This window comes from Nostoc sp. DSM 114161 (assembly GCF_052692665.1).
This window is the reverse complement of the sequence record NZ_CP195141.1, coordinates 1,402,092-1,426,567: the sequence shown is the minus strand read 5'-3', so window position 1 is coordinate 1,426,567 and position 24,476 is coordinate 1,402,092. Positions and strand designations below refer to the sequence as shown.

General features: G+C 40.5%; 22 protein-coding genes. 11 read left to right on the top strand and 11 right to left on the bottom strand.

Annotated elements, in window-relative coordinates; all coding sequences use genetic code 11:
• The first annotated feature begins 2 nt into the window (after window positions 1–2).
• Window positions 3–1,517, top strand: coding sequence for a thioester reductase domain-containing protein (locus NSTC745_RS06170; RefSeq protein ID WP_445636362.1), 1,515 nt, complete (start codon window positions 3–5; stop codon window positions 1,515–1,517).
• A gap of 181 nt (window positions 1,518–1,698) precedes the next feature.
• On the opposite strand, the gene NSTC745_RS06165 is transcribed toward NSTC745_RS06170, so the two are convergent.
• Together NSTC745_RS06165 and NSTC745_RS06160 are read right to left on the bottom strand one after the other, a co-directional pair.
• Window positions 1,699–2,178 carry a hypothetical protein gene (locus NSTC745_RS06165; protein ID WP_445636361.1) on the bottom strand — a complete coding sequence of 160 codons (480 nt, stop codon included), beginning with the start codon at window positions 2,176–2,178 and terminating at the stop codon, window positions 1,699–1,701.
• A gap of 115 nt (window positions 2,179–2,293) precedes the next feature.
• On the bottom strand, window positions 2,294–2,821 hold the full coding sequence (locus tag NSTC745_RS06160; RefSeq protein WP_445636360.1) for a hypothetical protein: 528 nt from the start codon (window positions 2,819–2,821) through the stop codon (window positions 2,294–2,296).
• A 619-nt stretch (window positions 2,822–3,440) separates the two neighbouring features.
• Between NSTC745_RS06160 and NSTC745_RS06155 the strand changes: the two genes are divergently transcribed.
• The gene (locus tag NSTC745_RS06155) at window positions 3,441–4,244 is read left to right on the top strand and encodes an SDR family NAD(P)-dependent oxidoreductase (protein ID WP_445636359.1); all 804 of its coding nucleotides are present in this window, start codon (window positions 3,441–3,443) and stop codon (window positions 4,242–4,244) included.
• A 59-nt stretch (window positions 4,245–4,303) separates the two neighbouring features.
• On the opposite strand, the gene hetI is transcribed toward NSTC745_RS06155, so the two are convergent.
• A complete protein-coding gene (gene hetI, locus NSTC745_RS06150; RefSeq protein ID WP_445636358.1) occupies window positions 4,304–5,023 on the bottom strand; it encodes a 4'-phosphopantetheinyl transferase HetI in 720 nt (239 codons plus the stop codon).
• A 700-nt stretch (window positions 5,024–5,723) separates the two neighbouring features.
• Here hetI and NSTC745_RS06145 point away from each other — a divergent pair.
• Together NSTC745_RS06145 and NSTC745_RS06140 are read left to right on the top strand one after the other, a co-directional pair.
• A complete protein-coding gene (locus NSTC745_RS06145; protein ID WP_445636357.1) occupies window positions 5,724–5,993 on the top strand; it encodes a hypothetical protein in 270 nt (89 codons plus the stop codon).
• A gap of 43 nt (window positions 5,994–6,036) precedes the next feature.
• Window positions 6,037–6,204, top strand: a complete 168-nt coding sequence (locus NSTC745_RS06140; RefSeq protein WP_445636356.1) for a hypothetical protein — start codon at window positions 6,037–6,039, stop codon at window positions 6,202–6,204.
• 99 nt (window positions 6,205–6,303) lie between these two features.
• On the opposite strand, the gene NSTC745_RS06135 is transcribed toward NSTC745_RS06140, so the two are convergent.
• Entirely contained in the window at window positions 6,304–7,368 is a 1,065-nt protein-coding gene (locus NSTC745_RS06135; RefSeq protein WP_445636355.1) for a YheT family hydrolase, read from the bottom strand.
• Between the two features lie 158 nt (window positions 7,369–7,526).
• On the opposite strand from NSTC745_RS06135, the gene NSTC745_RS06130 reads away from it, so the two are divergent.
• Window positions 7,527–8,270: a response regulator transcription factor gene (locus tag NSTC745_RS06130; protein ID WP_445636354.1), complete on the top strand. Its 744-nt coding sequence runs from the start codon at window positions 7,527–7,529 to the stop codon at window positions 8,268–8,270.
• A 269-nt stretch (window positions 8,271–8,539) separates the two neighbouring features.
• On the opposite strand, the gene NSTC745_RS06125 is transcribed toward NSTC745_RS06130, so the two are convergent.
• The 4 genes from NSTC745_RS06125 to NSTC745_RS06110 all read right to left on the bottom strand — a co-directional run bounded on the left by NSTC745_RS06125 (window position 8,540) and on the right by NSTC745_RS06110 (window position 13,168).
• Entirely contained in the window at window positions 8,540–10,210 is a 1,671-nt protein-coding gene (locus tag NSTC745_RS06125; RefSeq protein ID WP_445636353.1) for a WD40 domain-containing protein, read from the bottom strand.
• Window positions 10,211–10,359: 149 nt separating this feature from the next.
• Window positions 10,360–11,697 (bottom strand): S1 family peptidase, encoded by a 1,338-nt coding sequence (locus NSTC745_RS06120; RefSeq protein WP_445636352.1) that lies wholly within the window; start codon window positions 11,695–11,697, stop codon window positions 10,360–10,362.
• A 31-nt stretch (window positions 11,698–11,728) separates the two neighbouring features.
• Window positions 11,729–12,520 carry a S1 family peptidase gene (locus tag NSTC745_RS06115; protein WP_445636351.1) on the bottom strand — a complete coding sequence of 264 codons (792 nt, stop codon included), beginning with the start codon at window positions 12,518–12,520 and terminating at the stop codon, window positions 11,729–11,731.
• Window positions 12,521–12,547: 27 nt separating this feature from the next.
• Window positions 12,548–13,168 (bottom strand): COP23 domain-containing protein, encoded by a 621-nt coding sequence (locus NSTC745_RS06110; RefSeq protein ID WP_445636350.1) that lies wholly within the window; start codon window positions 13,166–13,168, stop codon window positions 12,548–12,550.
• A 243-nt stretch (window positions 13,169–13,411) separates the two neighbouring features.
• Here NSTC745_RS06110 and NSTC745_RS06105 point away from each other — a divergent pair, with 243 nt between their 5' ends.
• From NSTC745_RS06105 to NSTC745_RS06095, 3 genes are read left to right on the top strand one after another with little or no spacing between them, the layout of a single operon-like run.
• Complete coding sequence (locus tag NSTC745_RS06105; protein ID WP_445636349.1) at window positions 13,412–14,833, top strand: protein kinase domain-containing protein; 1,422 nt, start codon at window positions 13,412–13,414, stop codon at window positions 14,831–14,833.
• A 24-nt stretch (window positions 14,834–14,857) separates the two neighbouring features.
• Entirely contained in the window at window positions 14,858–15,232 is a 375-nt protein-coding gene (locus NSTC745_RS06100) for a nucleotidyltransferase domain-containing protein (protein WP_445636348.1), read from the top strand.
• Complete coding sequence (locus NSTC745_RS06095) at window positions 15,177–15,590, top strand: HEPN domain-containing protein (protein WP_445636347.1); 414 nt, start codon at window positions 15,177–15,179, stop codon at window positions 15,588–15,590. Before NSTC745_RS06100 ends, NSTC745_RS06095 begins: the two co-directional genes overlap by 56 nt.
• Window positions 15,591–15,706: 116 nt before the next feature.
• Here the strand turns inward: NSTC745_RS06095 and glgB are convergent, their stop codons facing one another.
• The 3 genes from glgB to NSTC745_RS06080 all read right to left on the bottom strand — a co-directional run bounded on the left by glgB (window position 15,707) and on the right by NSTC745_RS06080 (window position 19,366).
• Window positions 15,707–18,001, bottom strand: a complete 2,295-nt coding sequence (gene glgB, locus NSTC745_RS06090; protein WP_445636346.1) for a 1,4-alpha-glucan branching enzyme — start codon at window positions 17,999–18,001, stop codon at window positions 15,707–15,709.
• A 228-nt stretch (window positions 18,002–18,229) separates the two neighbouring features.
• Window positions 18,230–18,562 carry a hypothetical protein gene (locus NSTC745_RS06085; RefSeq protein ID WP_445636345.1) on the bottom strand — a complete coding sequence of 111 codons (333 nt, stop codon included), beginning with the start codon at window positions 18,560–18,562 and terminating at the stop codon, window positions 18,230–18,232.
• A gap of 594 nt (window positions 18,563–19,156) precedes the next feature.
• A complete protein-coding gene (locus tag NSTC745_RS06080) occupies window positions 19,157–19,366 on the bottom strand; it encodes a hypothetical protein (protein ID WP_445636344.1) in 210 nt (69 codons plus the stop codon).
• 681 nt (window positions 19,367–20,047) lie between these two features.
• On the opposite strand from NSTC745_RS06080, the gene NSTC745_RS06075 reads away from it, so the two are divergent.
• The 3 genes from NSTC745_RS06075 to NSTC745_RS06065 all read left to right on the top strand — a co-directional run bounded on the left by NSTC745_RS06075 (window position 20,048) and on the right by NSTC745_RS06065 (window position 24,224).
• Window positions 20,048–20,749: a hypothetical protein gene (locus NSTC745_RS06075; protein WP_445636343.1), complete on the top strand. Its 702-nt coding sequence runs from the start codon at window positions 20,048–20,050 to the stop codon at window positions 20,747–20,749.
• Window positions 20,750–20,924: 175 nt separating this feature from the next.
• Window positions 20,925–22,829, top strand: a complete 1,905-nt coding sequence (locus NSTC745_RS06070; RefSeq protein WP_445636342.1) for a peptidoglycan D,D-transpeptidase FtsI family protein — start codon at window positions 20,925–20,927, stop codon at window positions 22,827–22,829.
• A 288-nt stretch (window positions 22,830–23,117) separates the two neighbouring features.
• A complete protein-coding gene (locus NSTC745_RS06065; protein ID WP_445638541.1) occupies window positions 23,118–24,224 on the top strand; it encodes an iron-containing redox enzyme family protein in 1,107 nt (368 codons plus the stop codon).
• The last annotated feature ends 252 nt before the right edge of the window (window positions 24,225–24,476 follow it).

The following is a 24,476-nucleotide window of genomic DNA, read 5'->3' as shown; positions in this document are numbered from 1 at the left end:
AAATGACTTTAAAACAGTCTTTTACCGCAGCAGATATTCAGCATTTTTTAGTATCGAACTTAGCTGAGTTGCTAGGTGTTGAAACTGCTGAAATCGACATCGAAGAACATTTAGAAAACTATGGCTTGGATTCTGCCCAAGCAATGATTCTAGTAGGTAAATTAGAAAAATTGCTCGGATTTCAACCATCTCCGCTGCTGTTATGGCATTACCCAAATATTGCATCACTTTCACAGCGTTTAGCTGAAGAAGTACAAGAAGATTCAACAATTCAAGATACAAAATCAGCATCTTCTACCGTCAATACTACGCCCTTGGTTTTAGATTTAGGCGCTGAGGCTGTTCTTGACCCTACAATTAATCCTGGTGCTGCTGCTAATTTACCTATAGGCGAACCGAAAAACATCTTTTTAACCGGAGGAACCGGCTTTTTAGGAGCCTTTATCATCCGGGAATTATTACAGGAAACTAAGGCGGATATCTATTGTTTAGTCCGTGCTGATAATGCTGAAGCAGGCAAGACTAAACTGCAAAATAATCTCCAACAATATGCAATTTGGCAGGAAGAATATAATTCTCGAATTATTCCTGTTGTTGGCGATTTATCTTTGCCATTGTTAGGTCTTGGATTAGAACAATTTCAAATCTTAGCTGCCAAAATTGATAGTATCTATCATAGCGGTGCTTTGCTGAATTATGTTTATCCCTACTCGGCATTGAAGGCTGCTAACGTTCTGGGAACTCAAGAAGTTTTAAGATTAGCTTGTCAAATTAAAGTCAAGCCCGTACATTACGTTTCTAGCGTTGCTGTTTTTGAATCGCCTGTTTATGCTGGTAAGGTTGTCAAAGAACAGGATGAGTTCAGTCATTGGGAAGGTATTTATCTTGGCTACTCTCAAACAAAATGGGTAGCTGAAAAGTTAGTTAAAATCGCCCGCGACAGAGGACTTCCTGTAACTATCTATCGTCCACCTCTGATTTCTGGAGATAGTCAAACAGGAATTTGTAACACTCATGACTTTATCAATTTGATGGCTAAGGGCTGTCTACAAATGGGAAGTTTCCCCGATGTAGAATATATGTTGGATATGTCTCCTGTAGACTATGTGAGTAAAGCCATTGTCTATCTATCACGCCAGAAAGAATCCGTAGGTAAGGCTTTCCATTTACAGCATCCCCAACCTGCGCCGTTGAAAGTTTTAGTTGACTGGATACGTTCTTTTGGTTATTCAGTTGAGATGATTCCCTACGAAAAATGGCAATCAGAGTTAATTAATAATGTGTCTTCTGTAGACAATCCTTTGTATACTCTGCGACCATTTTTACTGGAACGCTGGTCTGACGAACAACTGACTATTCCTGATTTATACCTGCAAGCTAGAAGACCACATATTAGCTGCCAAGATACGCTTCACGCACTGGCAGGAAGTTCTATTGCCTGCCCGACAATTGATTCTCAATTGTTTATGACTTATACCGCTTATTTGATTCAAAGCGGTTTCTTGAATCTCGCTTAGAAAGATAGGCAATTTTAGATTTTGGATTTTGGATTGAATATTCAAAATCCAAAATTTTAAGTTTTCTTTTTGTTTTTAAACGCAGAGGCACGCAGAGTCAAACGCAAAGTTACGCAGAGGTTTACTCAATTTATAAAGCGGAGTAATTAGTACCTTAGCAGATTAGTAAACACTATAACTATTAATCGAAAACTACTTTTTTACCACAGTTTTGCAAAACAATACCAGCAGTGATTTCTTGAGATCTTGGCAACTCATTTTCATCTAAATAGCGCACTTTGAACTTAATACGTATCCCCTCGCCAGAATCAAGTCCAAGTATACGAGGATTTAAAAAAGAATCTGGTATAGCCGCATCAACACCGCCAGGAGGATTAATGGTACAACAATCAGGGTTCTCTTTAATATATTCATCAAAACTTTTATACTTAATAAATTCTATATCTCTAAATTCTATATTTTGCATTTTACCTGCAATTGGAGTACGTAATTGTTCTGCATTATTTAAAGAATCAAAAGCTGATTTAAGCTTTTCGTAATCGCTGAGATAACGCATCTTTGCAAAGCAGAATCCTGAATAATTTAAGCTAAAGTATATGCTTAAATAAGTTAATGGTAATCCTATTAAAAGGAAATTAGTTAAAAAAGAGGTGCGATTCATTATTCAATATGTAATTATTTACATAGTTATTCCGTCAAAAAATAGTTCAGCCAAATCGAACTTTTATCTAAAAAAATTGTATTAAAGACATAGCCATAGCCTCTATAAATTGTGATTAGGAATCTCGCTTAAACCAAATAGATTTTGGACGACCACAGTTTCGTAAAGTATTTCTAACACGTACTTGTTGTACTCTCTGATTACCCTTTTCATCTAAATAACGTACTTTAAAGTTTATGACTGTCAAATCGCGAAAAGCAAGTCCAGATATACGATCGAAAAATGAAAACTCTGGAAGTAGACCAAATGAAGGCTGTGCAATCTTGTAAAGTTCGCCGTGATTGATAGAACAGCAGTTTGGATTTTCTTTGATATATTCATCAAAACTTGCATATTTGATATGTTCATAAGATTTTAGTTTTCCACCTAAAGATACAAGTAATGTATCCTCTTTATTGTTATAATCAAAAGCTATCCGTAACTTTTCTTCATCACTTAGATAACGCATCTTTGCGAAACAGAAACCTGAATAATTTAAGCTGTAGAAAATGCCTAAAATCGTTAATGGTATTCCGATGAAAATGAAAATAGCTAAAAGAAGGATACGGTCTATCATTGTATTTAATAAAATCAATTTAGACACGTCTAAATTAAAATCATTCTCAGTCCGGATTTGACTGCTTTCTTAAGAATTTACATAATTTTAAGACTTGCCTATATCAAGTACAGTCACTTGTTAATTTATACATATTTTATTATGTAAAAACTAAATTAAATATATGATTTTCATGAATTGCTTTATTTATTTTGGTAATAAAACGATTCAGCTAAAGGTTCACTGTAAGCAATTGCAAAAATGCAGTTAAATTAAGCCGCACTGCTAGCACCGACAGAGTGTAAATCGATCGCTAAGGATCTGGACAGTATCAGTAGCAAGATGATTGCTCTATTTATTTATGTTTACAAATGTAAATTTTAAAATTCACTTCTTGACAAAAAAACAGTCTACAATAGTTATTGTAAATAATCAAATTTTGAATTTGCCCACTTTTGTGAGTAATGGCAATATATGTATGTATAGGGGTGTATCGAGATTTTCCCTTATACATCAACGCTTCATTCGTAATTGAAAAGCAAATTACAAATTATTTTGGCTCAAGAAGTTTTTCGTAGGTTGAGATATTAAGCATACTTAATTGTAGAACAAGAACCACTGTCAATGGAAAGCAGTTTAATTCAGTTGAATCCACCAATATTCTTACATGAACACAACACACCAAGGACTGAGCAAAAAAACTGCTCTTATTACTGGGGCAGCAAGTGGAATTGGCTACGAATTAGCGTATCTTTTCGCAGCTGATGATTACAATCTTGTCTTAGTAGATAAAAATGGGCTAAAGCTAAGAGAAGTTGCTGAGAAATTCGAGTCAAAATTTGGAAATTTTGCCAAACCTATTGTTAAAGATTTATCTATCTCAACTTCTCCAGATGAGATTTTCACGGAGTTGCAACAAGCCGAGATTCAGGTTGATGTGCTGGTAAATAATGCTGGATTTGGTACTTATGGTTTATTTCATGAAACCAGCCTAACTGCTGAATTGGAAATGCTACAGGTAAATTTGGTGTGTCTCACCCATTTAACTAAGCTATTTCTCAAGGATATGGTTAAGCAAGGTGAAGGCAAAATATTAAACGTCGCTTCGGCTGCTGCTTTTCAACCAGGGCCTTTGATGGCGGTTTATTTTGCGACTAAGGCTTATATCTTATCGTTTTCTGAAGCGATCGCCAACGAATTAGAAGGCACAGGTGTCACTGTCACAGTTCTTTGCCCAGGTTCCACAGAATCAGCCTTTCATCAAAAAACCGGAATGGCAGACTCTAAAATGCTTAAAAGAAAAAGAATGATGGATGCCCAAACAGTAGCCGAAATCGGTTATCGCGCCCTAATGAGAGGCAAAACCATTGTCATTCCCGGTTTCATCAATAAACTACTAGCAAAAAGCGTCAGATTTGTACCTAGAAAACTGGTCACAAAAATTGTTAGAAGTATGCAAGAAGAGAAATAGGCAGAGGAGCAGGGGAAGCAGAGGAGCAGAGGAGAATAACTAATGACTAATGACTAATATCAATACTGCCAACATTTTAAATTCCAGCCAGAATTCGCCACCGCAACCGCAGCAACATAATTGTTAGCAGGTGCTAATTCAAAAAGACTCCAGTCTTGGGATATCTGTAATTTGGCTGGTTGTGTGGGAGTCAGGAAAACTTCAACTTCCTCTAACTGTGATAGTCCGTCGCCGGTTGCTTTTAAATAAGCTTCTTTGCAAGTCCAGTAACGGAAAAATGTTTCTTGCTGTTGGTTTGAAGAGAGCGATCGCAACATTTCATATTCTCTCGGTAAAAAGAACCTTTTGGCAAGAGCCTCCAAATCTGAAACCGGGCGAATATATTCTAGATCTACACCAATTTCACGCTGACAATTCACCGCACACAACCCTAATTCTTGGGAGTGAGACAAATTAAACTCTAGTCCACTGTCAGCAAATCTCTCTGCTAATACTGGTTTGCCACGCTGTTGATAATTAAACTCAACTTCTGATGGTTTAATACCCAAATAACGGCCTAATATACTTCGCAAGCTACCACGCCCAGCAATGAAACGCTGCCGATGTTGCGGAAAATGAAATCGTTCAGCGCGAGTAATTTCGTCACTGGCAAGAGTCTTTCTCAAATTTTCTAACTGTGATTCTGGTTGGTCAAGGTTTATACGCCAGACATGAATTTCATCTGGTAACAAAGTTAAATCTGTCGGTGCAGGTAGCCAAAGATGAGTAGGAGCAGTCAAGGAAGTTGTACTCTAGTAGTTTGTTAAATTAAGACAATTGTCAACACTAGTATACTAATGCGCTGGAACAACGCGATCGCTTCGCAGGTTTACAGCTTCTTGCCAACGAGCCGTTTGCAGGGTTACAAGTAAACCACTCGAAATATTGCGCTCTTACTAACTTAAATCTTTCCATCAAGTTTTACGAAATTTCTCAAAAAAATATAAAAATTATTTATATTTTGGCAAAAATTTCAATCTACTTTACGATATATTTTTACAAACGTGAGTCTATAGAAAGTTAGGTAAAAGAAAATCATTTTTCAATTTATAGCCACAAGTAATAGTCAAAAAATTTTACTTAAAAAAATAAATCTAAAATGCAATATTTTGCACCATTTGTATAGGCGATCGCCCTTACTGTATATCCAATTAGGCTTATTTTACTATGATCTACCAGAAGAGTTATCAAATGTTAAGTCTAGCTGTAAACAGAACTACTTAATACTGAGTTACAATCACTGGAATTCCTTTTATTAACTCAAATATTGATTTATTGCTATAAATTTAACTACCTATTTTATTACTCTAGATGTACAGTACTTAATTCAACGTTAAATCCTCTGAAAGAGAATACGTTAAAACCCTCGACAGAGAATAGAAAATTTTCTTTTAGCTAGAACATTAGCTATTACACTATTACTTCAAGGAACTACAAATAATGTCCGCAACTTTTTTGGTAGAGCCTAAGTTTTGCAATGGACAGATAGTAAGTTTTATGGGTGGGGAAGGCGTCATCAACAACTACCGATTTGGGTCAGGTAACTGGGAATATTTGGTGCAGATGCCTATGGGGCCTGAGCCAGAAACGGGTCGGGTTGGTTATGAAACCATGATTTGGCTATCTGAACTAGATATTTGTTCGCTGGTAAATAATTTTTCTCAAAAACTGTTAAATCTGGAACAAAAAAATCTTGCCAAAGCTTGTTAAAAAGCTATTATAACTACTTGTTTTTTAAAGATAGCGAGGATGAATGATCGTTACTTTGGGATACCTGACATTTTTTGTAGCACTGCTGACAGCACTACTATCATCAATGAAGCAAATGAGCGTTGCTCTGGATGAACTAGATATTGAGCGTTTTACTCTGTGGACAGGTATTGCTTCTGTCATTGCTGGTATACCAGCTATATTGTGGTAGTACTTAATTTTTGAGCTTTTTGGCAATTTTTGTGTAAATCTTGAACTTCAAAAACTAACAGAAAAAGTTTATGCAAGAGGTCTAATATTACCTCGCTTACTACTCTGTTCGTTTTTGCTCCAACCATTCTAAAATCCGATTCCATGCCCACCAAATATCAGGGTCATTAAATTGTCGTTGGCACTCTTTACTACTTAAATAGCCAACATGACCGCCGTACTGAGTGAGTAATAAATCTATTGCCGGATTATTATCGCAAGCAACTTGTAATTCCGGTATGATAGCCGGGTCAAAAAGTGGGTCATTGGCAGCATAAATAATCAAAGTTGGTTTTGAGATTTGCGGCAATATTTTTAAAGCACTACTAGCTTGGTAATATGCTTCTACGGAAGAAAAACCTAGTCGATTAATTACCAATTCATTGTCAAATCCCCAAATACTATTTGCCCGTTCAATTGCCTCAGGATCGAAGCTTCCGGGATGTAAATCGTGTAGTCGCCACGCCAATTTTTTTAAATCCCGTGCAATTCCCGCTTCTATATATCTACCGAAAGGTTTTGTAACTAGATAAGATAGCGATCGTTCTGAATCTAAACTCGGACAGATCGTCATACCACCGCCAATATCGCTATCTTCTAACCCTAAATCTCCATTTTCCTTAATTACTTCCCCAGCAACTTTTACACCCCACAGCGCCAATTGTCCTCCCAAAGAAAACCCTGTAAACCAAAATTTTCCCGGACATCCCATAGCCTTAGCAGCCGCAGCAATGCGAACATAATCTTCGCCTTCGTAAAGGCCATCGGAGGTTAGAGTCGGCGATAATTCGGCCGTTTTGCCATGGGCACGCCAATCAAATAACACCACAGCATATCCTTGAGCGAAAGCCTTACGTCCTAGCGCCCTCAAATACCATTGTGTTTCTAACTCTCCCGTAATCCCATAAGTGCCGATAATCGTACTATGAGCATTTTTTGGGATGGCAACCAAGCCATAAATTGGCACACCTTGGCCGCCGATAAAGATTTGTTCGTGATAAGACGGTTCTGGATCGCCAATTGTAGTTTCCCAATAACGTCTTCCCCACAAAGCAGTGTGTACAGTCGCGATCGCACCGTTTTGTAAAAACCAAGACGGATTGTAGGAGGGAGTATAACACATCATAGACTATAGGATTTCGTAATATTTGAGTCTTGATTTCACCGTCATTTAATCTTAATATTTATGTAAGATTTAAAATCTTTTTTAGAAACGATTCAAAAATCTTTGTATCTATCAAAGGTTCTTATTTATCCTTAATAAGTAGTAATAATTTTTTAAGAATGCCGAGGATTCTTGTCATAGACGATGACCCAGCGATTTCAGAACTAGTTGCCGTCAACTTGGAAATGGCTGGCTACGATGTTAGTCAAGCTGAAGACGGCATCAAAGGTCAAGCACTGGCTCTCCAGCTACAACCAGACTTGATCATGCTCGATTTGATGCTGCCGAGAGTAGATGGATTTACAGTTTGCCAACGCCTGCGCCGGGACGATCGCACCGCCGAGATTCCCGTGTTAATGTTGACAGCGTTGAGCCAAACTCAGGACAAGGTAGAAGGCTTTAACGCTGGCGCAGATGACTACCTCACCAAGCCTTTTGAAGTTGAAGAAATGCTAGCGCGGGTGCGAGCACTTTTGCGGCGTACCGACCGCATTCCCCAAGCAGCAAAACACAGCGAAATTCTCAACTACGGCTCACTTACCCTCGTTCCCGAAAGATTTGAGGCGATATGGTTCAACGAGACAGTGAAATTGACTCACTTGGAATTCGAGCTACTTCACTGCTTGCTGCAACGCCACGGACAAACAGTTTCCCCCAGCGAAATCCTCAGAGAAGTTTGGGGCTACGATCCCGATGACGACATTGAAACGATTCGCGTCCATATTCGTCACTTGCGAACGAAGCTAGAACCAGATCCCCGCCATCCCCGCTACATCAAGACAGTGTATGGTGCTGGATACTGTCTTGAGTTACCGGGTATACCTCCAGCCGCCGAGGGAGCTTCCGCAACAGCGGTGGAATGAGAACGCCGCAGTAGTTCTAAATAGTGAGTGAGATTTTCCAATTTGTAGAGACGTTGCATTGCAACGTCTCTACTGTTTTAATTCTGAATTCCACTATTGTTGCTATTGTTCAGTAAAGTAACCCGTGAGGCGATCGCAATTTTAATTTCAAGAATGCGATCGCTTGACATACAAAAATTATTGACTTTGCCTTAATGCGATCGCATTATTCAAGATACCAATAATCTCATCAGCATACGTAACTAGTTTATTATTCCACCAGTAAATCATTACTTTATTGCTTTGCTAGAGGTGTTGTGCAACAAAGTACGTATTAGTTCACCAGTTGATAGATTCCAAATTTTAATAGTGCCATCCTTACTACCGCTAGCTAAAGTCTTGCCATCTGGGCTTATTACCACAGAATTAACCGAGTCGGAATGTCCAGAGAGGGTACGAATCAGTTCTCCTGTAGATAAATCCCAAATTCTGATAGTTTCGTCTAAACTACCACTAGCTAAAGTCTTGCCATCTGGGCTAAATGCCACAGAATTAACCACGACGGTATTTCCAGAAAGGGTGCGAATCAGTTTTCCTGTAGATATGTTCGAGATTTCGATAGTTTCGCCGAAACCACCACTAGCTAAAGTCTTGCCATCTGGGCTAAATGCCACAGAATTAACCACGACGGTATTTCCAGAAAGGGTGCGAATCAGTTCTCCTGTAGATAAATCCCAAATTCTGATAGTTCCGTAGGAACCAACATTACTACTACTAGCTAAAGTCTTGCCATCTGGGCTTATTGCTACAGATTCAACCGACTTGGAATGTCCAGAGAGGGTGCGAATTACTTTTCCTGTGGATAAGTCCCAAATTTTGATAGTTTTGTCATCGCTACCACTAGCTAAAGTTTTGCCATCTGGGCTAATTGCTACGGATACAATCGAGTTAGAATGTCCAGAGAGAGTGCGAATCGCTTTTCCTGTGAATATATTCCAGATTTTGATAGTTTTGTCACCACTACCACTAGCTAAAGTCTTACCATCTGGGCTTATTGCTACAGATTCAACCGGCCTGGAATGTCCAGAGAGTGTGTGAATGATTTCTCCTGTAGATATGTTCCAGATTTTGATAGTTTTGTCATTACCACCACTAGCTAAAGTTTTACCATCTGGGCTTATTGCCACGGAACTAACTACTTTAGATACATCAAAATTGCTTGTCGTAGAATTAGAACCCGCTGATGCAGGTTTTGGTGTTTGAGAAGAATTTGACTGTGGCGGTTTCGCTGGTTGTGCTGAAGCAAGCCTGATATAAGTATTTATCGGAATTCCCAATACTAAATTTGCAGTTCCAGTAATTTGATTAACTTCAGCACGTCCGTTAATGCCAACAACTTTTCCTTGTTCATCAAGTATCGGGCCACCACTCATTCCTGGCAAGGCATTCACAGCATAAGAAAAAGTATAACCATCCTTAGCGTTTGGCAAACGACTAGATACTAATCCAGCTAAAAATTGAAAGCTACGTTCTGAAATCTGAGGGCCGGGATCTGCCCAACCGGCTACATACACTGTTTTACCCGCTGTAATTTCGTTAGAATTACCTTGTTCAGCAACGCGGTAGTTGCTGTTACTAGTAAACTGCACTATTGCCAAATCAACACCTTGCAATTTTCTTACTTGGCTATAGTCAATTGCATATCTTTGACCATCATTTGTTTGAAGTGTATAACTTCCTTTTTTATGCAGCACATGAGCGTTAGTCAAAACTTTATAAGTGTTACCTTGATGCTCAATAATAATGCCAGTACCAGTGTTTGCCCCATCAATTCGTACTGTAATTTCTGTAGCGATCGCACTAATTTCGGTTGCTGTTAATCCCACAGCAATTTGAGGTTGTACAACAACAATTGCAGCACCAATTAAGAATGCAGGAAGTCCAATATAAAACTTAATCATTTACTATATAAATTAATTAGCGGCAAATTTTAAATAAATATAGGACTGACGCAAAATATCTCTGAAACTCTCATTTTTCCGTGACCTCTGTGCCTAGCGAAGTTTCCTCAAGGGGGGAATCACCACACGCAACTTCTCTCTATGGTTCGTTATTCCTTGACTTGTGCGTAAGTCCTATAAATATTAATTGGAATTCCGTAAAAATCTGTTGCGTCTATTCTTCCATCAGGTAAAGCTTGCCCATTAATTCCTACCAAGTGTCCGCGTTCATCTAGCACTGGCCCACCACTCATTCCTGGTTTAGTAACATTGCTATAAACTAAGTTATAACCTAGTTTGCCACCTGATAGACGTGCAGTAATTTGCCCTTCTCGAAACCGATAATAGCGTTTCGTACTAATAGCATCTTGATCTGCCCAACCAGCAACATAAATAATCATACCTTCATTTATTTGCTCAGAATTGCCAATATCTGCTATGTCATATGTTTCTGAACTTTTGAATTGCAATACTGCCAAATCGACTCCTAATATCGGTTGATTTGGTTTGGAGTGAAAAGGATGAGTTTTGCCATCAGGTGTTTGAATTCGATAGTTACCTGTCTTTTCTACAACATGCCAGTTGGTTAACACAGTGTATATTTCACCTTGTTGCTTAACAATAACTCCGGAACCTGTGTTTGTCCCATTAATACGAACTGTGATTTGTTTGGCGATGTTATTAATATCTGGTGAAGTTAATACTCTGTTTGGAGAAGATGTAGCGGTAACTGGAGTCGGTGAAGTTAATACCCTGTTTGAAGACGATGTACGAGAAACTGGAATAACTGAGGCAAAATCCGAATAAGTTTTAATCGGAATTCCTAACCTTAAAATAGTTCCTGTTATCTTTTCCGACGTAGCTCTCCCATTAATTCCTATTAAACGTCCATTTTCGTCTAACATCGGACTGCCACTCATCCCAGGAACCGCTTCGTTATTATAGACCAAAGCGTAGCCTTGATCTGGATTTTGCAGCCGAGCGCGAATGGTTCCATTAGTAAATTGATAGGTGCGTTCATCAATTCCTGGTAAACGCCCAGCCCAACCTGCAACATAGACAGTTTTCCCTTCTATAATTTGGTCAGAGTTACTTTGTGCAGCAACGCGGTAGTTGCGACTACTAGTAAACTGTAATGTTGCCAAATCAACATGCGGTAATAGTCTCACTCGGCTATAGTCAATTGTATGTTTTTGACCATCATTTGTCTGGATTGTGTAACTTCCTTCTTGCTGTACTACATGAGCGTTAGTCAAAACTTTGTAAGTATTGCCTTGACGCTCAATAATGACCCCAGTAGCAGTGTTTGCCCCATCAATCCGCACTGTAATCTCTTGGGCAATGGAATTAATTTCACTTATTGTTAATCCTGTGGCAATTTGAGGTTGTACAATAACAATTGCTGCACTACAAAACAATACCGCCAATCCATCAGAAAGCTTCATCATCTATCCTTATGAGCAAAATAAATAATAGTTTTTAAGATGTTGAGTGTTGATTGTTAGCTATTTTAGTTGGCACAGCCATGCTAGAACGGGTAATTATATCCTGTAACTTTTGACTTGGTTGAGAACCGTCTTGATACAATTCTGGAGTCTCCCATACAGGGTCTTTGCGCCATCCATTGATACCCACCACTTCACCGCGAAGATTTAGCAATGGTGCCCCACTCATGCCTTTACGAACATCATTGGTATAGCCAATTTGATATCCTCCTTCTAAAGCTTTATCTAATAACAGAGAAACTTGACCTTTGGTAAATACAAATTTATCCTGTCCCTCTTGGCTAGATGAGTTGAGTATAAATCCTCCCACAAAAACTTGCTCATTGATTTGCAAAACAGACGAGTCTCCCAAAGTGGCTACTGGATACCAAACATCCTGAGTGCGAAATTGCAACATTGCTAAATCAGTATTGTCAAATTGTTGCGTTTTGGTGACAACTGCTTTGTAAACTTGTCCATCTGGAGTTTGAATTTCATAAGGAGGAGCAGCAGAACGCAGTACGTGAGCATTAGTGATGACAGTATAAACTTGGCCATTGCGCTCAATCAATGTGCCTGAGCCAATAAATTCTTTTGCCCGGATTTTAACGGTTATGGTTTGAGCAATTTTTTGCACCTGTGCTGGTGAAAGTTGAGCAGGCGATAGGGTATGTTTTTCGTTACCCAAAAGAAATTTTTGTCTTGGCAGTACTAAAAAAAGCCCACCAAGACATACAACTACACAGATTGTTTGACCAAGTTTTCGCCTTAGCCACAGCCAATTCATCTGAATTAACTCCGCAGCGGATAGAAATTAAAATCGTGGTTCCACAGGGGATGAACTAGGAGTAGTTGGGAGTTGGGTGTTATTCTCGCTGTCGGCGGAGTCTACAAGTTCCTTGACATCGAGGTATAATTCACCATCAAAGTAGAAAAGATGTTGGTTGTTACCACCCAAATTAATGGCTGTAGAAGAAACGCCACGACGAAAATCATGGATTTGTTTTAGCGTTGCTTGGGCATTTGTTCCGCGTTTGAGGGTGACGAGAATATTATCTGATGTACAAGGAACACCTTTGCTGTTGGCAATACAAATCACAGGGTAGCCGTTGAAATTGTTACGACTGGTGAAAAACAGCTGACCGTTGTCATAGTAGCGTTGAAGACGTGCAGAAACCGCGCGACAGCGTGTCTTTGGGTCGAAGCCAGAACGCATAAAATCTTTGATAACCCAGCGCATAAAGGTTTCTGGGCCGCGTGAACTGCGTACCTTCGTAACTGGTATCTTACCTTCGCGATCGCAAAAGAATTTCGCATCTTTAGCATAACTCGGCTGGATATCAGTGGTATTGGCGGCGATCGCCAAAGCCAAAGCCGAAGTCACAGAAGCTGTTGCTACTCTTGATAACATTTGAGCAAGTAATCTCAACCGCATATATCAGCATCACTCACTAAAAAGAGGATAATTTTACCCACGCACTAATGCAGCAAGCTACAAAGCCAAATTGCTGTTTTTCGGAATTATGCTCAAATATATCAGTAAAAATGCAGATTCAATTCCAGAATTTATAAAACAATACTCAGCCAAAAATTACACCTCAACGCTGACACAGCTGATTAGCATCTTTAGCAATCCGAGAAAATGGTATAAAAATTGCAGGATACATTGGTGACTGGGATGATAGGTCAAATTCTCGGTGGACGCTACCAAATTCTAGAACAACTTGGCAAAGGTGGATTTGGAGTTACTTTCACAGCCATTGACACCGGACGACCTGGGAAACCTCAATGTATCGTCAAGCAGTTTAAACCAATGTCCAGCGACCCAAATACTTTAGCAGTTGGCAAAAGATTGTTTGACACCGAAGCCGAAAAGCTAGAACGCTTAGGACATCACGAACAAATCCCGCGCCTATTGGCATTTTTTCAAGAAAACCAAGAATTTTATCTAGTGCAGGAATATATAGAAGGTCACGATTTAGCTCAAGAATTAATCTCAGGTCAACAACTGAGCGAACTTACAGTCATTAAACTTTTACAAGAGATTTTAGAAGTTTTAGCTTTTGTTCATCAACAGAACCTAATCCACCGGGATCTCAAACCCTCGAATATCCGCCGCCGTCGCTCTGATGGCAAAATTGTTTTAATTGATTTTGGTGCAGTTAAAGAAGTTAGTACTCAGGTTGTAAATCCTCAAGGAAAGACGACTTTTACTGTTGCTATCGGTACTCCTGGTTATATTCCTGGCGAACAGGCAAAAGGTCAACCTACTTTCGCCAGTGATATTTATGCAGTAGGAATTATTGCCATTCAAGCATTAACGGGGATAAATCCTTACCCAGGAGGGCTACCGACAGATTCAAAAACAGGGGAAATTGTTTGGCGCGATGCCTACGGCGGTAAACTACGCACTCAAGTTAGCCCTAAACTAGCAAACATCATCGATAAAATGGTGCGTTACGACTACCGGCAGCGTTACCAGTCAGCAAATGAAGTATTGCAGGCTCTTAAGACACTATCACCGAAACCTCAACCTTGGAAACTTTGGCTAAGTGTGGGTGTAGCAGCCGTAATTATTCCTCTAATTTTGTGGATTTTATCTAAAATTATTAATCCCCAGCCTAATTTTGAAACTTACAATGAGGCTAAGTCTGGCATCAAAATTAAATATCCTTCAAACGACTGGCAACCAATTGAGCCGAGCAGTAATTTTGACACTGAGGTAGTTAAATTCATTCCTAAAAATCAAAATCAGGCAGATTCTTGTCCTGTAGCGATCGCAATTGATGTAAATGATTTATCTGGGCAATTGTTATCTTTAGAAGAATCGAAAAATTTGGCTGTGCAAAAAATTAAAAATATTAACCCAAATTCCAAAATCACAGATGATTCTCAACCATCAACAACGCTATCAAAGTTCAAAGCTTATCAGCTAACTTATACTCGTCAAGAAGAACAATGCCAGTTGAAAGTGATGGAAATTGGCACAGTCAGAAATGGCAAAGCATATTTTCTTACTTATACAGCAGAAGAAAAACGATATAATAAATATTTAGAATTAGCCCAAACAATGATTAACTCATTTGAAATTCATAACTAGTAATTTTCATACCCAAATCTTATTATGACACCCATCACTAACTCAATCATTGCAGAAGTAATTCGTCGATTAGTAGCATCACTAAACCCCGAAGAAATTATCCTGTTTGGTTCCTATGCTTGGGGAAATTCCCATCAATACAGCGATTTAGATTTATGTATTATTGTACCGGATGACATACCAGACTTTGACCGTATTGAGTGGGGAGTGCGGGCAATAAACGCTGTTGATAATTTAATGATTGATGTCGATGTTCTCATCAAAACTAGAAATGATATAGAAACATTTAAAACAGTTCCCGCATCTCTTACCATAAAAATTGTAGAACAAGGTAAATTACTTTATGGACAAGGCAAAGCGTATTCTGGTACAGTTTTGGCTAAGAAAAGCGCAACGTGATTTAAATGCAGCACAAAAATTAGCTCAAGAATTACCCGATATAGCTATTTATCATTGCCAGCAAGGAGCAGAAAAGACATTGAAAGAGTTTCTTATTTTTCACGATACTGATTTAGGAGATACTCATAATATTAATACTCTGGTGAGATTAGCTTCCCAATTTAAGCCTGAATTTACAACTCTTTTAAAAGAAGCAGGATATTTAAGTCAATATAATCAAACATATCGTTATCCGATGGAAGCAACTGAAGATTTTATCCCCACTGCTGGAGAATTAAAGAAGGCGTATAAATTGGCAACAGAAGTTTATAGAAATGTAATTGATTCTCTGCCTGATGAAATTACTGGAAACTCTTAAAATTACAAATACTCTGCGTACCTCTGCGCTAACCTCCGTGTTCCTTTGCATTTCAAAAGCTAATAACTGGTTTTATTGATTTTAGGGCGAGCAAAATGCTCACCCTACCTTCTCAATTAACCTTCCAATGCCTTAGCAGTCTTCTCTTTATCCAACTTTAGAATCAACACACCCAAAGGTGGTAAACACAAATCCAACGAATAAGGACGACTGTGCAAAGACCAATCATCTGTCCATTTACCGCCTAAGTTGCCCATATTACTGCCGCCATACTGACGAGCATCGCTATTGAACAACTCGGTATAAAATCCCTTTTCCGGCACACCGATACGGTAGTGAGAATGGGGTTGCGGCGTGAAGTTGCAAACCACGATCGCAAAATCTTCAGTATCCTTATCGCGGCGGATAAAGGAAACCACACTATGGCGATTATCGCTACAGTCAATCCACTCAAACCCCGGCTCAGCAAAATCCTGGGTATACAAAGCAGGTTCGCTGCGGTAAAGATGGTTCAATTCCTGGAAAAATGTTTTTAACTGTTGGTGCGGCTCATACTGGAATAAGTGCCACTCCAAGTCAGCCCAAACATTCCACTCACTCCACTGTCCAAACTCCATGCTCATAAACATTGTTTTCTTACCTGGGTGAGCGAACATGTAAGTAAACAAACAACGCACATTCGCGAACTTCTGCCATCTATCCCCCGGCATTTTGCCGATGATATTACTCTTACCATGCACCACTTCATCGTGGGACAAGGCCAGCATGAAGTTTTCACTGTGGTTATACCACATACTAAAGGTGATATTGTTTTGGTGGAACTGGCGGAACCAAGGGTCCATGTTGAAGTAGTCCAACATATCGTGCATCCAGCCCATATTCCACTTCAAGTTAAAGCCCAGTCCGCCTGTGTAGGTAGGCCAAGAAACCATCGGCCAAGAAGTAGATTCTTCAGCAATTGAGAGAATTCCCGGAAAATAGCTGAAGATAGTGTGATTTACTTGGCGGATAAAATCTGCTGCTTCTAGGTTTTCTCTGCCGCCGTACTGGTTGGGCAGCCATTCTCCAGGTTTGCGGCAATAGTCATTGTAGAGCATGGAAGCCACAGCATCGACGCGAATCCCATCAATGTGGTATTTGTCAAACCAAAATAGGGCATTTGCCATCAAAAAATTTTTGACTTCGTGGCGACTGTAGTTGAATACCAGAGTACCCCATTCTTTATGTTCGCCTTTGCGGGGATCGGCATGTTCGTATAAGTGGCTACCATCAAAGAATGCTAAACCATGACCATCTTTAGGGAAGTGACCGGGAACCCAATCTACAATTACGCCGATTTCGTTTTCATGACATTTGTCAACAAAATACATAAAATCTTCAGGCGTACCAAAACGGGAAGTAGGGGCATAGTATCCAGTTACTTGATAACCCCAAGAACCATCAAAGGGATGCTCGGCAATCGGTAGCAATTCAAGGTGGGTATATCCCAATTCTTTGACGTAGGGAATGAGTCTGTCTGCTAATTCCCGATAAGTTAAAAAGCGTGCGCCTGGTTTGAGTTCCGAAACGATAACTACAGGCTCGGTTTCACCATTGGGCAGTTTCGGCGGTTCTGCACTAGAAGCGTGTAACCAAGAACCTAAATGCACTTCATAGACAGAAACTGGCCCTGTGAGGGGGTCGGTATGACGCCGTTTTTCCATCCAGCCTTCGTCATTCCACTTGTAAGCATCTAAATCAGTGACAATGGACGCGGTTTTTGGGCGGGGTTCCTGCTGGAAACCGTAGGGATCGGATTTTTCGTAAATGTGACCTTCAAAATTTTTGATTTCATATTTGTAATGCTGACCCACTCCGATTTCCGGAATGAACAATTCCCAAACTCCGGTGGGGCCTTTACGCATTTGGTGTTTGCGCCCATCCCAGTAGTTAAAATCTCCCAAAACTGAAACATTGCGGGCGTTGGGTGCCCAAACGGCAAAATAAACGCCTTTAACGCCATCTATTTCGGCGGGGTGCGCTCCCAGTTTCTCGTAAATTCGATGATGGTTGCCTTCTGCAAACAAATGCAAGTCAAAATCTGTCAAGTTGGGAGAACGGAAAGCGTAAGGGTCATAGGTGACACGCTCGTGTTCTCCTTCTTTAATCCGTAGCTGGTAGTTTGCTAGTTCTGCGGTTTCAATCGTGCATTCAAAAAAGTTGGGATGATGCACTGTTTCCATTGGGTATTCTTTGCGTTGTTCGGGAAGAACTACCCATGCTGCACTTGCATTTGGTAGGTAGGCTCGCACAGCCCAGGCAGTTTTGCCATTTTGTTCTATGGGATGGGAACCTAGTATTTCAAAGGGATCGTGATGTTGATTCCAAACGATACGGTTAACCTGTTCAGGAGCGATCGTGGTCATGGACATGAAGCTACCTACGTGTAATAACGTGATTGACTAAACGTACTTTTTTAATATCTATATATATTCTTTACATTTATTTGCAAATTTGTCGCCATCGTTATCCTACCTCAGAATGAATTATTGGGTATGGGGCAGGGGGGCAGGGGGGCAGAGGGGCAGGGAAGGCAGGGGAGGCAGGGGAAGAAAAAACTAATGACTAATGACTAATGACTAATGACCAATGACTAATGACTAAATATTTAAAAATGGGAAAAACTGAAGTAACGTTTTTCGTATGCGAAGTAAAAAAATCTGGTCGCGAATTTTGGGGTCTAGTTTTGGTGGTGGTGCTTGTTGCAGCTGTACTTCTAACTGGGCATATTCGGCAGCAGTCAAGAATCTGCCATCGATAGGCGATCGCCCTTCTATGATAATCTGTGTCCGTAATATTTCTTCTGGTATATCCTCTGGTGGTGGTAATGCTATTACGGGCGATCGCCAATAACTACTGAACAATACAAGCGTTGTACTAGTTACAACTAAAAACAGTAATTTTACTAGATTTTTTACTTTAACTTTCACCATCTCCCCAACTGCATTTACAACGCAGCATGAAAATCTGTTTTGCTTGCACCCCATACCAATAAAAATCTGGCAATATCAACAGATATCACCAGGTCTTATTTTTTAATACATTATGAATTATTTTCCCCTTCCTAAGCTATTCCAGACCAGTGTCCTTTATTTACTACATAGTCAACTGGTGCTTGAGCAAGCTCTTATACTGCTCTACAAAAATATGCTGACATTAAAAAATGCTGAAATTGGTTAATAGGTTTGGCAGCAATATTTAAGAAGCCTGAGTTTCAGGCTTCTTAAAGGCCAACCATACATATATGTATAGTTGGGGATTCATTCGCCAATCCTAATCACAACTAGAATTAACGCTACGGATTTTAGACGGCGTTCCCGTCTACGGGAACCCCAGTAAACAAATTAGTAATAATAGCAACCAAACTAATAATTACTAATATGTCGTTGGTCGTGTCTCCAGGTAGTTTACCTTTTACCGTACCAACTGTATTCGATCGCGACTCTGCGTTTCGCTTACCCTACCTAAACTGCGTTATAGGTAGGGACTGCGCTCAACATTTTTGTTCAACTCAATTTCAGAGTGCCTTATTTAGGACTAGCAGTCGGGGTAGCTGTGGGGGTAGCTGCGGGAGTAGTTGCAGGAGTAGTTGCAGGAGTAGCAGGCGCGTCTGTTGGTTCGCCTGTAGCAGCTGGAGTACTAGTAGTACCACCACCACCTTCACCGCCACCTTCACAGGCTCCAAGCATTGCAGCCAGACTTAACATTAGAGCCAAACCAAAGATTTTTGTTTTCATAACTCCTCTTTCACCAATTGTGGCTAGAAAAATTTTTTGCCTGTTGAATACGATACCGTATTTATTGCTTTTTTTTAAATGCTGTAAGATTACATACTTAAAAAAAACAACCCTTTGGGGTATTGTTTTTCAAATTAGCTATCATACAGCCATTCGATTGGTTTTTCTGAACTCCCGAGGAAAATCCAAAGCATTAAATTTTTTTGTCAATTAAGCTATCATAGCAAAAAATTTTATCTTTAAGTATTTACGAGCCAGTCGTGAAAATCACAAATGTATTCAAATATGACTTAGTAAATGTAGCAGGGAACAACAGAGGTTGAAAATTCCCTCCAAATCTACAGTTGGCAAGTCTAAACTAAATACTAGTATCAAAAAAGACTTATATATTATGGTTTTCTGAACTTGCTTGCTACTCGCTACTTTTGCGTGAATTCTGGCATGTTTTTTATTTTTTTCACAGAGTATTGCACCTTAGTGCCCTCCGTTGCCATACTTTAGGTGCAATATATCTAAACAGCAAGTTATCCAGTTCATAATCGTTGATTGCAAACATTGATATAGCTAGCTAGTTAAAAGGGTGTAGTCTGTTATGTGTGTTTATTGCATAGAAGGGTATTTTAACCTCAGCAAAAACAGACAATCAATTGAAAGTACAATATTTTTCATCTAAAAAAATTTATGGTTGTTGCTCGTAAATCAACTGTTTCTAAAAAAAGTACTAGGTTTTGGCGAGATTCAATTCTTTCTTTGGGCCGGCGACGGCGTTCTGCGCGTTTGGAGTCAGCAGTGCAGAGTGATTCTATACCTACTACCCAAGCTGCACCAGTATCCCCTGCCAGAAGAAAGCGTTCCTCAAAAAAATTAGCGATTTATTCTACAAATGAGGCAGTTATGCCCAAATTACCCAAAGAGTTGGGCAGACAACAACTACCAAATCTGGACGGTCAGTCGAATCAAGCTAGCAAGAGTCCAGAGGTAGGTTTTCTTGGTCTACCCATCATGCCTGGTTCTGGAGCAACACCATTGTGGTTGCTGCGTTTATACACTTTTCATCGTTATTCGTCAGTTTTGGCATTTTTGTTAGTAGCCGCGACACTTGCGGTTTATGGCTGGACGGTGTATTCTCAAGAACTTTGGAGCCAGTCATATCGCAGGCTGCAAAATCTCCAACGTCATGAGCGGCTCTTGACGACAACTAACGCGACGCTGACAAACAAAATGGCACAGGAAGCAGAACAGTCAAGAACAGGGCTGGTATCGCCAACTCCTGAAGGAATGATTTTCTTACCTCCAGCATCTTCTAAATCTGAACCAGCATCGCCTAACACAAAACCAAATCCCCAAACCCAACAACAAACACTCTCACCGCTAGGGTATTAAGGGCATAGGGTATGGGGAGATGAGGGGCAGGGGAGGCTCTTGAGGCAGGGGAAAAGGTTAAAGGTTAAAGGGAAAAGGAATAAATTTAATCTTTCCCCTTTTCCCTTTACCCCTTTCCCTTTCCCCATGCCCTGTTTGCCCAATGACTAATGACTAATGACTAAGGACAAACCCAATGCAAAAGTCACCGGGTAAAACAAGATTTGGAAAATTTCGCACTCCAAGATTCACAAGGGGGCAGAGGCGTTCTAAACCAGGTTTTTTGGGAAAATTTGCCTCTAATATCCAAGAGCAAACATCAAACAGCAAGTCCCGACTGTTTGTTGTGTGGGGCGTGTTACTAGCAGCGGGGTTGGGATTGGGTATTAACTTGTATAACCTGCAAATTATTCAGGGGACAAAGTTAACACAGCAAGCACGAAACCAGCAAATGATAAATTTGCGGCCTTTTATGCCCCGGCGTCCGGTGGTAGATCGCAATAATAATTTGTTGGCGATTGACCGCCCTGTGTATACTTTGTACGCTCATCCTAAATTGTTTGATAAATCCAATGAAGAGATAGCAGAGCAACTTTCCCCAATATTGGCTAAAGATGCTCCTGAATTGGTGAAGACTTTTGAAAGCAAAAAAAGTGGAATTGTACTTTCCCCAGCGATACCGGAAGAAATTGTCGATCGCATCACCTCTTTGCGCTTAAATGGTTTAGAACTAATTCAAAAATACTCGCGATTTTACCCTTCAGACGATTTGGCTGCTGATGTGGTGGGCTACGTGAATGTTGACCGTCGCGGTCAGGCGGGTGTGGAATACTCTCAAGAAAAGTTGCTAGAACGTTCCGTTCAAACGGTGCGCCTCAGTCGAACAGGTACTGGCGCCCTGATGCCAAATTATGCCCCTGAAGGTTTTTTACATTTTGATGATTTACGGCTGCAACTTACTATTGATAGCCGTTTGCAACGAATTGCCCGTAGCGCTCTGAAACAAAAGATGGATGAGTTTAAGGCTAAACGTGGGGCGGTAATTGTGATGGACGCGTTGGATGGTTCTTTACTTGCCTTAGTTTCTCAGCCTACTTATAACCCTAATGAATACGCCAAAGCTAATATTTCACTGTTTAAAAACTGGACGGTGGCAGATCTTTACGAACCGGGTTCGACCTTCAAGCCTTTAAACGTGGCGATCGCTCTGGAAAATGGTGTGATTAAACCAGATGATATATTTAATGACTCCGGTTCTATTCACGTAGCTAATTACACCATTAAAAATGCGATGAACAATGGTTACGGGCGGATTAGCATCGCTCAAATCCTACAAAATTCTAGCAACATTGGTATGGTGCAAATTATCCAGCGATTAAAGCCTGCAATATACTACAACTGGCTGGAACGTTTGGGGTTAGGACAAAAAGTCGATACGGATTTACCTTTTGAAGTTGGCGGCCGGCTCAAAAGTCAAGAAGAGTTTATTGCTTCGCCAATTGAACCAGCTACTACTTCCTTTGGGCAAGGCTTTTCAATGACACCGATACAGCTGGTACAAATGCACGGCGCTTTAGCCAATGGCGGTAAATTAGTTACACCCCATGTAGTCCGGGGTCTAATTGATACCAAAGGACAGATGCATGATTCGCCCGATCGCACTATGTCGCGCCAAATTTTCTCAGCTGCCACAGCCCAAAAGGTAGTGGAAATGATGGAAACCGTTGTATCTGAAGGCACTGGTAAGGTAGCGCGAATTCCCGGTTATCGGATCGCTGGCAAAACTGGGACTGCCCAAAAAGCTAGCCCAAATGGCGGTTACATCAAGGGTGCGAGAATCACTAGCTTTGTAGCTATTTTACCGGTGGAATCACCTCGCTATGTAGTGTTCGCATTAGTGGACGAACCAAAAGGAGAAAACGCCTACGGTTCTACCGTCGCCGCCCCGATTGTGAAGTCAGTGATTGAAGCGCTGATTCCTCTAGAAGAGATTCCGCCAAGTAAAGCGATGGAATCAGGGGGAGTGGTTGTGGAGCATGGGGCAGAGGGGGCGGAGGCTGTAGAGGAAGCTCCAGAGAACAGAAGCACAAATATGGATTGAATTTGCTTTTCAGTGCAACTATCTGGATGTTGAATCGGGTAGAGAAATATATGCAATCTTTGACACTCCCCAGCCTAAAGGCGTGGGGATTTTACATTCATAGAACAAGTCGGGAAACCGGCTCGCGGCGCTAGCTCCCCAACGCTCAATGCCCCGTTTAGACAATCCCTTTCTAGGCTTAATCTTTCTTTATAACCAGGGAAAGAGGTAGAGAACATTACTCGTGTGGGAAGTTAAGTATTAGAGGTGAAACTGATTTCTCACTTTTCTAAGGCTACAGAAGATTCCATGCAAAGCAATATAGTTATGTTCCCTAAGCTTGAGGTTGGGGAAAATAGTACGCAGACACAAGAAACAACAGTTACCAAGTACGACCGTGCCGAGCAGCTATTTATAGAACTGCTGGGAATGGAAAATTTGGATGCTCGACTGGATACAAAACCTGCAAAAGCGAATGAGTTTCAACAGGCGCTTTCTATGGCAATTAGCGCAGCCTATGAAAACGATCGCTTTGATGAGCAAGCTCACCTTTTCCTGCAAAGGATACTTTATCGAATTAATCGGCTAAATCTGTTTTGGTACGATGATTTGCATAATTACACAAATGAGCGATCGCTTTATTTGTACTCATGTCGCGACCAAATTGAAGCTGCTTGGCAAAAGTGGGAACTCGCACAATTCGATTTGGCTGCACTGCAACAATTGGATGCCAAACAAGCTTTAATTGAGCGTGCATCTGCTGATTTAAATCCGCCATTATCGCCAAATAGTCGCTATATCCGTGAGGAATTAACCGAAAGTGGCTACCGTCACTTGCTAGCGATCGGCTCTTTTGAGGGTTTGGTTGAAGCTAGTAATCTTTCCCGCGTTCTGGGCGGTGCTGCTAATGAAGTGCAGTGTACGCTGGTGCGGGTACTGCTAGAAGAATACGGCAATGGTCGCTTATCTCGCAAGCACTCGACATTTTTTGCCCAAATGTTAGCTGAGTTTGGCATGAAGACTGAACCAGAGGCATATTTCAATTTAGTGCCTTGGGAAGTATTGGCTTCTACCAATCATAATTTTCTGATGACCGAGCGCAAACGCTATTTTCTGCGTTACAGCGGTGGGTTGACCTTTTTTGAAGTGGCTGGCCCTGCGGTTTACAAAAATTATCTTGTGACAGCGCAACGACTGGGACTCTCAGAAGTAGCAGTGGGTTATTGGGAATTACATATTAGAGAAGACGAACGCCACGGTCGTTGGATGTTAGATGATGTAGCTTTGCCTTTGGCAGAACAATATCCTAACGATGCATGGGAACTAGTGCTTGGTTACGACCAGCAAAAGCTCATAAGCGATCGCGCCGCTGGTGCTGTTGTGCGATCGATACGCCAAGCAGAACAAATGCTTTAGTTATGTAAAAATTCTCACAAATTTGCAGAATTCAGAATTAATTCCCAGGGAAGTTTAACCCCTTTATACTCCTACGAATAAGCAAGTTATATCCCTCGGTCGCACAAAATCTAGTTGCAAAATTATGATTGCTGACTCCTGAATTCTGTTTTCTTAAAAATAGCAGAGTCTTTTTAGGATCTTAATTTGGCTTTATCAGCCATTTTATTCCTAATTCGCCTGCTAATTAATTTCCTTGACAGATACTTTGTT

Excerpts from the sequence above, each read along its gene's own strand:
- NSTC745_RS06170 (WP_445636362.1), top strand. The coding sequence starts at position 3 with ATGACTTTAAAACAGTCTTTTACCGCAGCAGATATTCAGCATTTTTTA.
- NSTC745_RS06165 (WP_445636361.1), bottom strand. The coding sequence starts at position 2,178 with ATGAATCGCACCTCTTTTTTAACTAATTTCCTTTTAATAGGATTACCA.
- NSTC745_RS06155 (WP_445636359.1), top strand. The coding sequence starts at position 3,441 with ATGAACACAACACACCAAGGACTGAGCAAAAAAACTGCTCTTATTACT.
- NSTC745_RS06145 (WP_445636357.1), top strand. The coding sequence starts at position 5,724 with ATGTCCGCAACTTTTTTGGTAGAGCCTAAGTTTTGCAATGGACAGATA.
- NSTC745_RS06140 (WP_445636356.1), top strand. The coding sequence starts at position 6,037 with ATGATCGTTACTTTGGGATACCTGACATTTTTTGTAGCACTGCTGACA.
- NSTC745_RS06135 (WP_445636355.1), bottom strand. The coding sequence starts at position 7,368 with ATGATGTGTTATACTCCCTCCTACAATCCGTCTTGGTTTTTACAAAAC.
- NSTC745_RS06130 (WP_445636354.1), top strand. The coding sequence starts at position 7,527 with ATGCCGAGGATTCTTGTCATAGACGATGACCCAGCGATTTCAGAACTA.
- NSTC745_RS06125 (WP_445636353.1), bottom strand. The coding sequence starts at position 10,210 with ATGATTAAGTTTTATATTGGACTTCCTGCATTCTTAATTGGTGCTGCA.
- NSTC745_RS06120 (WP_445636352.1), bottom strand. The coding sequence starts at position 11,697 with ATGATGAAGCTTTCTGATGGATTGGCGGTATTGTTTTGTAGTGCAGCA.
- NSTC745_RS06115 (WP_445636351.1), bottom strand. The coding sequence starts at position 12,520 with ATGAATTGGCTGTGGCTAAGGCGAAAACTTGGTCAAACAATCTGTGTA.
- NSTC745_RS06110 (WP_445636350.1), bottom strand. The coding sequence starts at position 13,168 with ATGCGGTTGAGATTACTTGCTCAAATGTTATCAAGAGTAGCAACAGCT.
- NSTC745_RS06105 (WP_445636349.1), top strand. The coding sequence starts at position 13,412 with ATGATAGGTCAAATTCTCGGTGGACGCTACCAAATTCTAGAACAACTT.
- NSTC745_RS06100 (WP_445636348.1), top strand. The coding sequence starts at position 14,858 with ATGACACCCATCACTAACTCAATCATTGCAGAAGTAATTCGTCGATTA.
- NSTC745_RS06095 (WP_445636347.1), top strand. The coding sequence starts at position 15,177 with ATGGACAAGGCAAAGCGTATTCTGGTACAGTTTTGGCTAAGAAAAGCG.
- glgB (WP_445636346.1), bottom strand. The coding sequence starts at position 18,001 with ATGTCCATGACCACGATCGCTCCTGAACAGGTTAACCGTATCGTTTGG.
- NSTC745_RS06085 (WP_445636345.1), bottom strand. The coding sequence starts at position 18,562 with ATGGTGAAAGTTAAAGTAAAAAATCTAGTAAAATTACTGTTTTTAGTT.
- NSTC745_RS06080 (WP_445636344.1), bottom strand. The coding sequence starts at position 19,366 with ATGAAAACAAAAATCTTTGGTTTGGCTCTAATGTTAAGTCTGGCTGCA.
- NSTC745_RS06075 (WP_445636343.1), top strand. The coding sequence starts at position 20,048 with ATGGTTGTTGCTCGTAAATCAACTGTTTCTAAAAAAAGTACTAGGTTT.
- NSTC745_RS06070 (WP_445636342.1), top strand. The coding sequence starts at position 20,925 with ATGCAAAAGTCACCGGGTAAAACAAGATTTGGAAAATTTCGCACTCCA.
- NSTC745_RS06065 (WP_445638541.1), top strand. The coding sequence starts at position 23,118 with ATGCAAAGCAATATAGTTATGTTCCCTAAGCTTGAGGTTGGGGAAAAT.